11 protein-coding genes are annotated in these 13,755 nt (G+C 70.5%); 8 read left to right on the top strand and 3 right to left on the bottom strand.

The annotated features are described in order from the left end of the window. Nucleotides 1–55: 55 nt before the first annotated feature. Nucleotides 56–1,186 (top strand): alkaline phosphatase family protein, encoded by a 1,131-nt coding sequence (locus QNO14_RS06550; RefSeq protein WP_257506040.1) that lies wholly within the window; start codon nucleotides 56–58, stop codon nucleotides 1,184–1,186. Here QNO14_RS06550 and sepH read toward each other — a convergent pair. Further along, nucleotides 1,183–2,229, bottom strand: coding sequence for a septation protein SepH (sepH, locus tag QNO14_RS06545; RefSeq protein ID WP_257493515.1), 1,047 nt, complete (start codon nucleotides 2,227–2,229; stop codon nucleotides 1,183–1,185). The two genes, QNO14_RS06550 and sepH, sit on opposite strands and share 4 nt — an antisense overlap. Before the next feature lie 218 nt (nucleotides 2,230–2,447). On the opposite strand from sepH, the gene QNO14_RS06540 reads away from it, so the two are divergent. After that, a complete protein-coding gene (locus QNO14_RS06540) occupies nucleotides 2,448–2,741 on the top strand; it encodes a DUF4193 domain-containing protein (protein ID WP_257506039.1) in 294 nt (97 codons plus the stop codon). A gap of 6 nt (nucleotides 2,742–2,747) precedes the next feature. Here the strand turns inward: QNO14_RS06540 and QNO14_RS06535 are convergent, their stop codons facing one another. Further along, a complete protein-coding gene (locus QNO14_RS06535) occupies nucleotides 2,748–3,224 on the bottom strand; it encodes a DUF3093 domain-containing protein (protein WP_257493518.1) in 477 nt (158 codons plus the stop codon). Nucleotides 3,225–3,236: 12 nt separating this feature from the next. On the opposite strand from QNO14_RS06535, the gene dut reads away from it, so the two are divergent. The 6 genes from dut to pepN all read left to right on the top strand — a co-directional run bounded on the left by dut (nucleotide 3,237) and on the right by pepN (nucleotide 12,694). Continuing rightward, nucleotides 3,237–3,689, top strand: coding sequence for a dUTP diphosphatase (gene dut / locus QNO14_RS06530; RefSeq protein WP_257506038.1), 453 nt, complete (start codon nucleotides 3,237–3,239; stop codon nucleotides 3,687–3,689). Beyond that, nucleotides 3,686–4,300: a DUF3710 domain-containing protein gene (locus QNO14_RS06525; protein ID WP_257493521.1), complete on the top strand. Its 615-nt coding sequence runs from the start codon at nucleotides 3,686–3,688 to the stop codon at nucleotides 4,298–4,300. Before dut ends, QNO14_RS06525 begins: the two co-directional genes overlap by 4 nt. After that, on the top strand, nucleotides 4,297–5,043 hold the full coding sequence (locus QNO14_RS06520; protein WP_257493522.1) for a DUF3159 domain-containing protein: 747 nt from the start codon (nucleotides 4,297–4,299) through the stop codon (nucleotides 5,041–5,043). Before QNO14_RS06525 ends, QNO14_RS06520 begins: the two co-directional genes overlap by 4 nt. Nucleotides 5,044–5,183: 140 nt before the next feature. Then, complete coding sequence (gene acnA, locus QNO14_RS06515; RefSeq protein ID WP_285184600.1) at nucleotides 5,184–8,051, top strand: aconitate hydratase AcnA; 2,868 nt, start codon at nucleotides 5,184–5,186, stop codon at nucleotides 8,049–8,051. A gap of 119 nt (nucleotides 8,052–8,170) precedes the next feature. Then, nucleotides 8,171–10,150: a 1-deoxy-D-xylulose-5-phosphate synthase gene (dxs, locus tag QNO14_RS06510; RefSeq protein WP_257493524.1), complete on the top strand. Its 1,980-nt coding sequence runs from the start codon at nucleotides 8,171–8,173 to the stop codon at nucleotides 10,148–10,150. 51 nt (nucleotides 10,151–10,201) lie between these two features. Continuing rightward, nucleotides 10,202–12,694: an aminopeptidase N gene (gene pepN / locus QNO14_RS06505; RefSeq protein WP_257506034.1), complete on the top strand. Its 2,493-nt coding sequence runs from the start codon at nucleotides 10,202–10,204 to the stop codon at nucleotides 12,692–12,694. 443 nt (nucleotides 12,695–13,137) lie between these two features. Here the strand turns inward: pepN and QNO14_RS06500 are convergent, their stop codons facing one another. Then, nucleotides 13,138–13,677, bottom strand: coding sequence for a hypothetical protein (locus QNO14_RS06500; protein ID WP_257506033.1), 540 nt, complete (start codon nucleotides 13,675–13,677; stop codon nucleotides 13,138–13,140). Between the last annotated feature and the right edge of the window lie 78 nt (nucleotides 13,678–13,755).

The following is a 13,755-nucleotide window of genomic DNA, read 5'->3' as shown; positions in this document are numbered from 1 at the left end:
TCCTCGGGTGACGGGGGAGAGTGGGCCGTCGACCCCGTATGGGAGACTGGCCGCGATGTCTTCCAGCCTACCTGCGGACCCGGCCGCGGCCCGCAGCCTCACCGGGGTCGTCACGCACCTGCGCGCGTCGCTCGCCGGTGAGGACGAGTGGCTGCGGCCCGCCCGCAGCGCGATCGTCTTCGTCATCGACGGGTTGGGCCGTTCCAACCTCGCCGCCCGTTCCGGCCACGCCCGGTTCCTCGCCGGCGCGATGACGAAGAAGGACATCGCACGCACGGTCTTCCCCAGCACCACCGCCGCCGCGCTCACCAGCCTGCTGACCGGGGTGGACCCGGGCATGCACGGCATCGTCGGGTACCGCCTGCGCATTCCCGGCACGGACGAGGCGCCCAACCAGCTCAAGGGCTGGGAGAGCCATGGGCTCGACCCCCTGACCTGGCAGCGGGCGGAGCCCCTCTTCGCCAGCGAGTCGCGGGCGGGACGCCCCTGCTTCGTCGTCACGAAGTCCGAGTACGAGAACACGGGGTTCACCGAGGCCACCCTGCGCGGGGCCGCGTTCATCGCGGCGGACGACCTCGACGAACGCATCGAGCGCGCGGCGGAGGCGGCGGCTCGGCATTCCGGCGCCCTCGTCTACCTCTACGCCCCCGAACTGGATTCGCTCGGGCACCGCTACGGCTGGGAGTCCGACGAGTGGTCGGCGGGCTTGGAACGGGTGGATGCCGCAGCGCAGCGGCTCTCCCAGCTCATCGCCCCCCGCACCGGTGTCGTCATCACCGCGGATCACGGAATGGTCGACGTGCCGCGGCACCGGCACCTGCTGCTGCGCGACGGCGACGGACTCACCGACGGGGTGCGGGTCATCGGCGGAGAACCGCGGATGCTGCACCTGTATGCCGAGCCCGGCGAGGCCGCCGCCGTGCACGCCGCCTGGCTGGCCGCGGAGAGCGGCCGATCATGGGTGCTCACCCGTGACGAGGCGGTGCAGGCGGGGCTGTTCGGCCCCACCGACCCCGAGGTGAGGCCCCGCATCGGCGACGTGCTCGTCGCCGCCCGCGCCGGAATCGCGTACTACGACGACCGCGCGCGCGACAAGAGGCCGCAGCGCATGGTCGGCCAGCACGGCTCCATCACGGCAGAGGAGCGGATCGTTCCGCTCATCCGGCTCGGAGCGTACGCGGGTTAGGACTCTTCGGTGCGCGCGCCGAAGACGATCTCGTCCCAGGAGGGCATCGACGGACGCCCACCACGGCGACGTCCGCCGTTCTCCTCGGAGCGGGACTCCTGGCCGGAGGGCGCTGCATGCTCGGTCGACTGAGGTGCGGCGGGCCGCGTCTGAGCGTCGGAGGACTCGAAGATCGCGACCGGCGACGGCGATGCCGTCTGCGGCGTGGCGGCCGTTCCCGGCAGCGGCTCGCGCTGTCCGCGGCGGCGGCGCAGCGCTTCGAGCAGGTCCGCCGTCTCTGACGAGGTCACCGGCAGGTCCGGCGCGCGCTTGATCGCCGCGGACTGCGCCGCCGGCGCGGTGGGGGTGCGCACGTCGGGCGCGTCGGAGTCCGGCTCGATCTCGATCGTGCGTCGGGGACCGAACGCGCCGCTGTCGAAGCGCGATTCGTCCTTGCCTGCGGGGTGGTCCAGAGCGCGCAGTCGCGGGATGAGGCCCTCGGGCAGAGAGCCCTGCCGGGACAGCTGCGTGGCATCGCTGTTCTGCGGCGCGAGCGTGCTGCGACGGGGGTCGAAAGTCCAGCGAGCGTCGTGATCGACGTCGTTCGCGGTGAACTCGAGCTTCACGATCCAGCCCGACTGCTCGCGCCAGCTGGTCCAGCGCTCACCCACGGCGCCCACTTCGGCCAGCTTGGCGCGCACGGCGGCCCCGAAAGTGGGCTGCGCGTCGGGCTCGAGTTCGCTGCCCACGAGCACGGGGACGGCGAGAGCCTGCCCCACGACATGCTCGCGCTCGGCGAGCACGGGGCCCTCATAGCGCCGGACGTCTTCGAGCCGGGCGCCGAGGAGCTCGGCGACCTCGGCCGCGGACAGGCCCGAGCGGATGTGCGCCTGGATGTCGCGGGGGCTGACCTTGGGCGCAGGCCTGTCGCCGTCGCGGTCGCGACGGGCCTTGCGCAGTTCGACCCGAAGCACGTCGTCGATGGGGAGGGCGAAGCGCTCGCCCCTCTCGGTGGCGAGGACGATCGTGCCGTCCTCGGTTCCGATCACCTTGAGCTGTTCCATGCGAAACACGCCTCCCAATCTGCCGCGTGCGGCCATGGTGTCACGCCCCGGCCCCGGACCCGGGAATATCCGGGGCGCGCCGCGAGTTTCACGGGTCGGCCGTGGAGGCAGGCTGGGGGTCAGCCGCGAGCATTTGCGAAAAGGCATCCCGTCATGCAAACTATGGCCGCCCGATCGGGCGAACACGCACGCTGAACTGGAAGTAGAGACGTTCGAGAATGGCCACCGATTACGACGCACCGCGCAAGACCGAGGATGACAGCGAGTCGATTGAGGCGCTCAAGGAGCGCGTGCCCGACAAGCTCTCGGGCGCCGTTGACGTCGAGGATTCCGACAACCCGTCGGGGTTCGAGCTCCCCGGCGCCGACCTGTCCGACCTCGAGCTCGACGTGGTGGTGCTTCCCCCGCAGGAGGACGAGTTCACCTGCTCGAACTGCTTCCTGGTGAAGCACCGCTCGCAGCTCGACCACGAGAGCGCCGCTGGCGCCGTGTGCTTGGAGTGCGCGGCGTAATACCCCTCAGACGCCCGACCGTGCAGCGCGGATCACCGCGCTGAGGCGGTCGGGCGTTCGGCTTGAGAGCAGCCACAGCGGGGCGGGATCACGCGGGTCGTCGAGGGGGACGCGCACGACGCCGTCGATCCCGGGCCTCACCAGCATCCAGGCGCGCGGATCGAGCTCCGGCCCGCGGGCGGCGCGGGCCGCTTCGCCCACGAGGGCTTCGGGATCGCCCAGAAACCGCAGCTCGATCTTGGCCCGCCCCGCGTGCAGCCAGCCGTCCCGCACCTCGATCACGGGGGAGAGGGCGAGCATGAGGGCGACCACGGCAACGGTGACCGCACCTCCCACGACGAGGCCGGCCGAGGGGTCGAAAGCGGTGAGAACGAGAGTGGCCATCGGGCCGACTACCGCGGCGCTCGCGAGCACCCAGAGCGAGGGAGTGAGCCGCTCGCGATACGCGTATGCCGGGCGAGTGCCGGCCTCTGTCTTCTGCATTAGCCTCGTGGGGTGACCGATTCCGTGGACGTTCCCATTGTTGCATCCGAGGTTCCGGCATACGCCCATCCCGGCGACGCGGGAGCGGACCTGGTCTCGACCGAGGCCGTGCGCCTCGAGCCCGGGCAACGGGCGCTGGTGGGCACCGGCGTGCGCATCGCCCTGCCCGAGGGCTACGCCGCGTTCGTCGTGCCGCGCAGTGGTCTCGCCGCCAAGCACGGCATCACCATCGTCAACGCGCCCGGCACGATCGACGCCGGCTACCGCGGCGAGATCAAGGTGGCTCTGCTCAACACCGATGCCCACGAGCCGTATGACATCGGCGTCGGCGATCGCATCGCCCAGCTGATCGTCATGCCGGTGCCCCGCGCGCGGTTCATCCCCATGGCCGAGCTGCCCGACAGCGTCCGCGGGGAGGGCGGGTTCGGCTCCACCGGCTACGACAAGACAGGAACCGACGCATGACCGACGAAACCCCCCAGGGCGCTCCCGCCTCCTTCCCCTCCAAGGCTGCGCCCGGCGATCGGGCAGCGAACGGGCCGTTCGACGAGTCCGAGGCGAATCCGGTGCGCCCCTACATCGACCTGGGCGGCATCAAGGTGCTGCCGCGCGAGGGGCTGAATCTTCGACTCGAGGTGGAGGAGCAGACCAAGCGCATCGTCGCCGTGGGCCTGGACTACGCCGACTCGACGCTCCAGGTGCAGCCCTTCGCCGCGCCGCGATCCACCGGACTCTGGGACGAGACGCGGGAGCAGATCCGCCAGCAGGTCCGCCAGCAGGGCGGGCGTGTCGAGGAGCGGGAGGGCCCCCTCGGCGCGGAGCTGCTCGCCGAGGTGCCTGTCGTGGCGGCCGGCGATGGAGCCCCCGCGGGGATGCGTCTCGCCCGCTTCGTCGGCGTGGACGGGCCGCGCTGGTTCCTACGAGGCGTCATCGGCGGAGCGGCGACCTCCGACACGGATGCCGCGGAGCGCGTGGAAGACCTCTTCCGCTCCCTGGTGGTCGTGCGCGGCAACACCCCGATGCCGCCGCGGGACCTCATCCCGCTGAAGATGCCCGCGACGCCGGGCAGCGCGTGACCACGCCCTCCGAGGGGCCGGGCATCACGCCACCGGAGCCCGAGCCGCGCGCAAGCGACATCCTCGGGCAGGCGCTCGGCGGCGCCGCACGTCGTGCGGGTCTGGACCCGAACGAGGAGCGACCGACGGGCCACGTCGTCTGGCACGCCATGGGCGGCTGGCGGGGCGTCGCGGAGTCGGTGCTGCCGGGCCTGGTGTTCGTCGTCACCTACACCCTCACCTATGACCCTTCGACCGACGAGTCGAACCTGCCACTCAGCCTGGGGCTGTCGGTCGGCCTCGCACTGGTGCTCACCGTCATCCGGCTCATTCAGCGCACCCCGCCGTCGGCGGCACTGGGCGGACTCATCGCCACCGCCGCGGCCGCCGCGCTTGCGCTGTTCACGGGGCGCGGCGAAGACAACTTCGTCCCGGGCTTCATCACCAACGCCGCGTACGGGACGGCTCTGCTCGTCTCGGCCCTCATCGGCTGGTCGCTCATCGGCCTCGCCGCCGGCTATCTCATGGGGGAGGGCACCGCCTGGCGACGCGACCCGCGCAAGCGGCGGGTGTTCTTCTGGTTGACCCTCGCCTGGGCGGCGCTGTTCTTCGCCCGCCTCGCCGTGCAGCTCCCGCTCTACTTCGCCGGTGACGTCACCACCCTCGGGACACTCAAGCTCGTCATGGGCCTGCCGCTGTTCGCACCCCTCATCGCCGTCACATGGCTCGCCGCGCGCGCTCTCTACCGCCGCCGCCCGGAGTGATACATTTATCTTGATATCAAGATAAATTGCACCCCCGGACGGGTAAGGCGCGCCTCACTAGCCGCGACCGACCGCACCGGGGGATGATGGAGATCGGGCGTCTGGGATGCCCTTTTCCGCGGCCGACGAAGGAGACACGCGTGTCCAGTGTTGACAGCTTCGGTGCCAAGAGCACCCTGACGGTCGGCAGCACCGACTATGAGATCTTCCGCATCGAGACGGTTCCGGGATACGAGAAGCTCCCGTTCAGCCTGAAGGTGCTGCTGGAGAACCTGCTGCGCACCGAGGACGGTGCGAACGTCACCAAGGAGCAGATCCAGGCGCTCGGCTCGTGGAACCCGGCTGCGCAGCCCGACACGGAGATCCAGTTCACGCCGGCCCGCGTCGTCATGCAGGACTTCACCGGCGTGCCCTGCATCGTCGACCTCGCCACGATGCGCGAGGCGGTCACTGCCCTCGGCGGCGACCCCAACAAGATCAACCCGCTGTCGCCCGCCGAAATGGTCATCGACCACTCGGTCATCGCCGACCTCTTCGGCACGCCCAACGCCCTCGAGCGCAACGTCGAGATCGAGTACGAGCGCAACGGCGAGCGGTACCAGTTCCTGCGCTGGGGCCAGACGGCGTTCAATGACTTCAAGGTCGTCCCGCCCGGCACCGGCATCGTGCACCAGGTGAACATCGAGCACCTCGCCAAGGTCGTCTACGACCGCGAAGTCGACGGCGTCCTCCGCGCGTACCCCGACACCTGCGTCGGCACCGACTCGCACACCACCATGGTCAACGGCCTCGGCGTGCTCGGCTGGGGCGTCGGCGGCATCGAGGCCGAGGCCGCCATGCTGGGCCAGCCCGTGTCCATGCTGATCCCGCGGGTCGTCGGCTTCAAGCTCACCGGCGAGATCCCCGCCGGCGTCACCGCCACCGACGTGGTGCTGACCATCACCGACATGCTGCGCAAGCACGGCGTCGTCGGCAAGTTCGTGGAGTTCTACGGCGCCGGCGTGGCATCCGTGCCGCTGGCCAACCGCGCCACCATCGGCAACATGAGCCCGGAGTTCGGTTCCACCGCGGCCATCTTCCCGATCGACGATGTCACCCTCGAGTACCTGCGTCTCACCGGCCGCCCGGAAGAGACGGTCGCCCTCGTCGAGGCATACGCCAAGGCGCAGTCGCTCTGGCACGACGCCGACCGCGAGCCGGGCTTCAGCGAGTACATGGAGCTCGACCTCTCCACGGTCGTCCCCTCCATCGCCGGCCCGAAGCGGCCGCAGGACCGCATCCTCCTCTCCGAGGCGAAGACGCAGTTCCAGCACGACATCCTGAACTACACCGAAGTGACCGCGGAGGACACCGTCGAGGTCGAGGGAACGTTCCCCGCCTCGGACCCCGGCACCACTCCGGGCGTCGAGCACGAGCACGTGTCCGAGGACGGCGTCTCGCACCAGCACGAGGACCAGCACGCCGAGTCCGCGCTGCAGTTCAGCGGTTCCACGCACCCGGCATCCAACCCCGTCAAGGTGACACCGCGCGAGGGCTCGCCGTATCTGCTCGACAACGGCGCGGTGACCCTCGCGGCCATCACGTCGTGCACGAACACGTCCAACCCGTCGGTCATGATCGCGGCGGGCCTTCTCGCCCGCAAGGCGCGCGAGAGGGGCCTGAAGCAGAAGCCGTGGGTCAAGACCACGCTCGGCCCGGGCTCGAAGGTCGTCACCGACTACTACGAGAAGTCGGGACTCGACAAGGACCTCGAGGGCCTCGGGTTCTACACGGTCGGCTACGGGTGCACCATCTGCATCGGCAACTCGGGTCCGCTCATCGAAGAGGTTTCGCAGGCGGTCAACGACCACGACCTGGCCGTCACCGCGGTGCTCTCGGGCAACCGCAACTTCGAGGGCCGCATCAGCCCCGACGTGAAGATGAACTACCTGGCATCCCCGCCGCTGGTCGTGGCCTACGCGCTGGCAGGCTCGATGAACTTCGACTTCGAGACGGACGCGCTGGGCAAGGACTCCGACGGCAACGACGTCTTCCTGAAGGACATCTGGCCCGCCACCGATGAGGTGCAGGAGATCATCGACTCCTCGATCTCCCGCGAGCAGTTCATCAAGCAGTACGCGACGGTGTTCGACGGCGACGAGCGCTGGCAGACCCTGCCGACGCCGACGGGCCCCATCTTCGAGTGGGACGAAGAGTCCACCTACGTCCGCAAGGCGCCGTACTTCGAGGGCATGACCACGGAGCTCACCCCGGTCAGCGACATCCGCGGCGCCCGCGTCATGGCGGCTCTGGGCGACTCGGTCACGACCGACCACATCAGCCCGGCCGGCAACATCAAGATCGGCACCCCCGCCGCTCAGTACCTCACCGAGCACGGCGTCGCACAGAAGGACTTCAACTCCTACGGCTCGCGCCGTGGCAACCACGAGGTCATGATCCGCGGCACGTTCGCGAACATCCGCCTGAAGAACGAACTGGTCGCCGCCGTCAACGACGGCAAGATCGTCGAAGGCGGCTACACCCGCGACTTCACCCAGCCGGGTGGGCCGCAGTCGTACATCTTCGACGCCTGCATGAACTACCAGGCCCAGGAGACCCCGCTCGTCGTCTTCGGCGGCAAGGAGTACGGCTCCGGTTCGTCGCGCGACTGGGCGGCCAAGGGCACGAGCCTGCTGGGAGTGAAGGCGGTCATCACCGAGAGCTTCGAGCGCATCCACCGCTCGAACCTCATCGGCATGGGCGTCGTCCCGCTGCAGTTCCCCGAGGGTGAGAGCTGGAAGTCGCTCGGGCTGGACGGCACCGAGGTCATCTCGATCACCGGGCTCGAGCAGCTGAACGAGGGCGTCACCCCGAAGACGGTGCGCGTCGTGGCCGAGCCCAGCGAGTTCTCGCCGGAGGGCAAGCAGACCGTCGAGTTCGACGCCATCGTGCGCATCGACACGCCCGGTGAAGCGGACTACTACCGCAACGGCGGCATCCTGCAGTACGTGCTGCGCAGCCTCGTCTGACGCAGGCGCGAACATCCGGCGAGCAGGCCCGGAGCCGTAGGGCTCCGGGCCTGCTCCCATCCCGCTGTCGGACGGCGCGAGTAGAGTGGGCTCCCGTCCCGATCACAGGAAGAGGACACATGTCGCTGCTTGATTCGGTGAACGGCCCGCGCGATCTGGACCGCCTCACGACGGCGGAACTCGAGCTGCTGGCCGGCGAGGTCCGCGAGTTCCTCATCGAGAACGTCTCCCGCACCGGGGGCCACCTGGGCCCGAACCTCGGCGTCGTGGAACTCACGATCGCGATCCACAAGGTCTTCCGTTCCCCGGACGACCCCATCATCTTCGACACCGGCCACCAGTCGTACGTGCACAAGCTGCTCACGGGCCGCAAGGACTTCTCGCTGCTGCGCTCACGCGGCGGGCTCGCCGGCTACCCGCAGCGCAGCGAGAGCCCGCACGATGTCGTGGAGTCCTCGCACGCGTCGAGCTCGCTCAGCTGGGCGGACGGCGTGTCCCGCGCCCTGACGCGCACCGGCCGCACCGACCGGCACGTCGTGGCCGTGGTGGGCGACGGCGCTCTGACGGGCGGCATGACGTGGGAGGCGCTCAACAACATCACCGACGACAACGACCGCAATCTCGTCATCGTCATCAACGACAACGGCCGCTCCTACGCCCCCACGATCGGCGGCATGGCGCGCTACCTCAACCGTGTGCGCACGGCCGAGACGTACCGTTCGCTGCACCGCGGATCTGCCAGCCTCTCGCGCCGTCTCGGCCCCGCCGCGCGCGCGGTGTACCGCGGTGTCCGTGGCGGCACCCACGGGTTCCTGTCGCGGTTCGTCAACAACGTCGCGCTCTATTCCAACCTCGACATCAAGTACCTCGGTCCGGTGGACGGCCACGACATGCCCTCCCTGCTCGAGACGCTGGAGCTGGCGAAGTCCTACGGTGCTCCCGTCATCGTGCACGCCATCACCGAGAAGGGCCGCGGCTACGCTCCCGCCCGCAGCGACGAGGCGGACCAGTTCCACGCCGTCGGCCGCATCGACCCCATCACCGGCGAGGCGATCGGGGGCGCCGGCTCCGGTGCCTGGACCGACGTCTTCTCGGAGGAGCTGGTGCGCGCCGGCGAGCAGCGCGACGACATCATTGCGATGACCGCCGCGATGCTGCGCCCCACCGGTCTGCTTCCGTTCGCGCAGCAGTTCCCCGACCGCGTGTACGACGTCGGCATCGCCGAGCAGCACGCCGTGGCATCCGCCGCCGGCCTCGCCTACGGGGGACTTCACCCCGTCGTGGCGCTGTACGCGACGTTCATGAATCGCGCGTTCGATCAGGTGCTCATGGACGTCGCCCTTCACAAGGCGGGCGTGACGTTCGTGCTGGACCGCGCCGGGGTGACCGGGCCCGACGGACCGAGCCACCACGGCGTCTGGGACCTCGCGATGCTGCAGCTCGTCCCGCACATCCGCATCGCCGTGCCCCGCGACGCGGAACGGCTGCGCGAGGAGTTCCGCGAGGCGATCGGCGTCGAAGACGCCCCCACCGTGGTGCGCTTCCCGAAGGGTGCCGTGGGCGCCGATCTCCCGGCGCTCGAGCGCCTGGCCGACGGCGTCGACGTGCTGGCCCGCAGCGGAGCGCAGGACGTGCTGCTGGTCGGCATCGGCCCGATGGCGCACCTGGCGATGGACGTCGCCGAGCGGCTGCGGGCGCAGGGGATCGGTGCGACCGTGGTCGACCCGCGCTGGGTGATTCCGGTGCAGCCGTCGATCGTCGAGCTCGCGGCATCCCATCGCCTCGTCATCACGATCGAGGACGGCATCCGTGTCGGCGGCATCGGCACGCGGGTGCGGCAGGTGCTGCGCGAAGCCGGCGTCGACACGGCCGTCGACGAGCTCGGCCTTCCCGACGAGTTCATCGACCACGCCAGCCGTGAGCAGATCCTCGCCGACGCCGGGCTCACCGCGGCCAAGATCGCCCAGGACGTGGTGTCGCAGGTGCTCGGAACCCGCATCCCGGTGGCGCGTCCGTCGGCCGACGGTGACGGCGACTGGACGGCGGAATCCGTCGACGCCCACGACCACGCGACACCGGGGCGCGACGACCGCAGCTGACGGCGACAGCGGCCGCCGCTGTCCCACCCGTCGACGTGAAAGCATGGACGGATGGACACCGCCACTGCCAACCTGACCCGCGACGAGACCGCCGAACGATCGGCGGCGATCACGGTGCAGAACATCCGGGTGGAGCTCGACCTGACCACGGCGCCGGACGCTGAGCGCACCGGGTTCACGACCGTCAGCGAGCTGGAGTTCGGCTCCCGCACCGAGTCGACGTGGATCGACTTCATCGGGGAGGCGGTCGAGCAGGTCGAAGTGAACGGCGTGGCTCAACCGGTGCAGTGGGACGGTGCGCGCATCCGCGTGACCGGCCTCGGCCCGCGGAACACGGTGCGCATCGTGGCGCGCGGCGCCTACAGCCGCACCGGTGAAGGACTGCACCGGTTCGTGGACCCGGTGGACGGGGCCACGTACCTGTACACCCAGTACGAGCCGGCCGACGCGAGACGCGTCATGGCCTGCTTCGAGCAGCCGGACATGAAGGCGCGCTACACGTTCGTCGTCACCGCCCCGAAGGGATGGGAGGTGCTGTCGAACCGGCCGGCGGTCGCCGACGTCGACCTCGGCGACTCCCGCAGGACCGAGTTCGCGCCCACCCTGCCCCTCTCGAGCTACATCACCGCCGTCGCCGCCGGTCCCTACCACCGCGTCGACGCGGAATGGCGCCGAGGCGAGCAGACCGTCGCTCTCGGCGTGCTCTGCCGCGCGTCGCTGGCGCCGCATCTGGAAGCGGACGAGATCCTCGAGATCACCCGGCAGGGGCTCGACTTCTTCACCGATGCCTTCGCCTACCCGTACCCGTGGGGCAAGTACGACCAGATCTTCGTGCCGGAGTACAACCTCGGCGCGATGGAGAACCCGGGTCTTGTGACTTTCACCGAGGCCTACGTCTTCCGGGGCGCGGCGACCGTCGCCCAGCGCGAAGGGCGGGCGAACACGATCCTGCACGAGATGGCGCACATGTGGTTCGGCGATCTCGTGACGATGAAGTGGTGGGACGACCTGTGGCTGAAGGAGTCGTTCGCCGATTACATGGGCGCCCACGCCACGGCCGCGGTGACGCGGTTCCGCGACGCCTGGGTCACCTTCGCAGCGCGCCGCAAGGCCTGGGCCTACCAGCAGGACCAGCTGCCCACGACCCATCCGATCGTCGCGGACATCCCGGACCTCGAAGCGGCCAAGCTGAACTTCGACGGCATCACCTATGCCAAGGGCGCCGCCGTGCTCAAGCAGCTGGTCGCCTTCGTGGGCGAGGAGGCGTTCTTCGAGGGTGCCCGTCGCTACTTCGCCGCGCACGCGTTCGGCAACACGACCCTCGACGATCTGCTCGCCGAGCTCGGGGCCGTCTCAGGGCGCGATGTGCGGGCGTGGTCGCGTGCCTGGCTGCAGACCACCGGGATGTCCACCCTCTCCGTCGAGCGCGGCCACGACGGGCTCACCCTCGTGCAGACCGACCCCCGCCCGCACCGGCTGGGGGTCGCGGTGTACCGGATCAGCGGCGGACGCCTGGTGCGCGGCGAATCGGGGGAGTTCGACATCGACGAGGCCCGCACGCCACTCGACCTACCTGCCGACGCCGACCTCATCCTCATCAACGACGGCGACCGCACATACGCCAAGGTGCGCCTGGATGCCGCGTCGCTCGACGCCGCGCACGCAGCCCTATCGACGATCGACGATGCGCTGGCGCGCGCGGTGATCTGGTCGGCGCTGTGGAACGCGGCGCGCGACGGCGAACTGCCCGTCGCCCGCTATCTGGACATCGTGCGCCGCCACGCGCCGGCCGAGCCGAACATCGCGCTGCTGACCGACGTGCTGGCCAACGCCGGTTTCGCGGTCGCGCACTACGTTCCCGAAGAGCGGCGGCCTGAGGAGAGCGCGGCATGGCTGCACACCACGTGGCAGGGGATGTGGGCGGCTGAGCCCGGCAGCGGGGCGCAGCTGGCCTGGGCACGCGCGGTGGGGAACGCCGCCGCTTACGACGCCTCTCGAGCCGGTGCGCTGCGTGCGGTGCTCGAGGGCACCGAGGCCCCGCCGCAGGGCCTCGCCCTCGACCCCGAGCTGCGCTGGAGCTGGTGGACGGCCCTGTCGACCGTGGGCGAGGCGACGACGGCGGATGCCGATGCCGAGCTGGCCCGTGACGACACCGCGACCGGCCGTACCGCCTACATCGAGATGTGCGCCGCCCAGCCCGTCGCCGACGTCCGCGCTGCCGCATGGCACCGCACCTGGGACGACACGACCCTCACCAACGACCACCTGAGCGCGACCATCGCCGGCGTCCGGGCCGGCGGCCGGCGCGATCTGATCGCCGTATTCGACGCCGACTACTACGCCCGCATCCGCGGGACATGGTCCGAGCGCAGCATCGAGATCGCGCGTCGCCTCGTGCGGGGCCTCTTCCCGGCATCCGAGTCACTCGAACCCGCAGACCGCTGGCTCAGCGAGAACGCCGACGCCCCCGGCGCCCTCCGGCGCATCGTCATCGAGCAGCGCGACCACCTCGCGCGCGACCTGCGCGTGCGCGCTGCGCAGTGACGGAGTCGTCCGCGTTCGGATGACAGGCGCGGGCGGTGCCCGGGCGCTGGCGCCGGGCGCCGCCCCTTCGGAGAAAGCCACGATCTCGGGCCCGCCTGTCCCATCGGCTCCGAAGAACGGTCCTTCTCCGCAGATGTGGCGACGGCCGGCGCGCGTGGGGGACCGGTGTGCCGGCAGCCCTTCCGCTCGTCAGCCCCCAGCGCCCGTCCGCAGGTCCCGCCGCGCGCGCGTCCCCGCGCCCGGAGCCCGGATCGCTCGCTCGCGGCCCTCGGGCCCTGGCCCCTGCCCGGATCTCGGGGATCGCCACGATCTCGGACCGCACTGCCCTCCCAGCTCCGAAGAACGGTCCTTCTCCGCAGAATCGGCTGTCTCCGAAGCGCCGGCGGACAGTCACCGCAGCGCCGCTCAGCGCGAGGCGCCACTCTCTGCGGCGCCGGCGTCGGTCAGTGCCCGTCGCCGGCGGCCGCACCGGGCGCACCCGCGGCCCCGCGCGCGACGGCGGCATCCTCGGCGACCGCGTCGTGATCGATGGCGCCGACCCGCGGCCGTAGCGCCCGTCGAGCGGTCCAGTACCACCCGAGCGGTACGCACACCGCCGAGAGTGCGACGTTCACCAGGTAGTACAGCGCCCCGCCGTCGCCGTCGCCGCGTACCAGCAAGAAAAGCGCCGTGGCCACCAAGCCGATGCCGGCTCCGAGTGCGCCGAAGGCCAGCACGTGCACGATCATGGGCCGGATCCGGCGCAGCGACCACCCCAACAGATACGCGACCGGTGCCCCGACGATGAGGGCCCCGACCGACCAGGGGAGGTAGAACACGGCGGCCACGACGACGAACGCCTGCAGCACGAGGGCATAGCCGCATGTCGCGAACGCGATGAAGCCGATCCACGCCGCCATCGCCCCGCGGACGAACTCGGCGGTCGTGAACGCCATCGGCAGCAAGTCGGTGCGCGGCCACTCATTCACGTGGTCCGTGCTCATGTTCCCACCGTCGCGATCATCGGCACGAACGTAGCACGGTGACGACGGCGGCCCCGAGCCGAAGCCCGGGGCCGCCGT

Origin of the sequence: Microbacterium sp. zg-Y625 (assembly GCF_030246925.1) — a bacterium.
Lineage (GTDB): Bacteria > Actinomycetota > Actinomycetes > Actinomycetales > Microbacteriaceae > Microbacterium > Microbacterium jiangjiandongii.
This window is presented reverse-complemented; position numbering and strand designations above follow the sequence as displayed.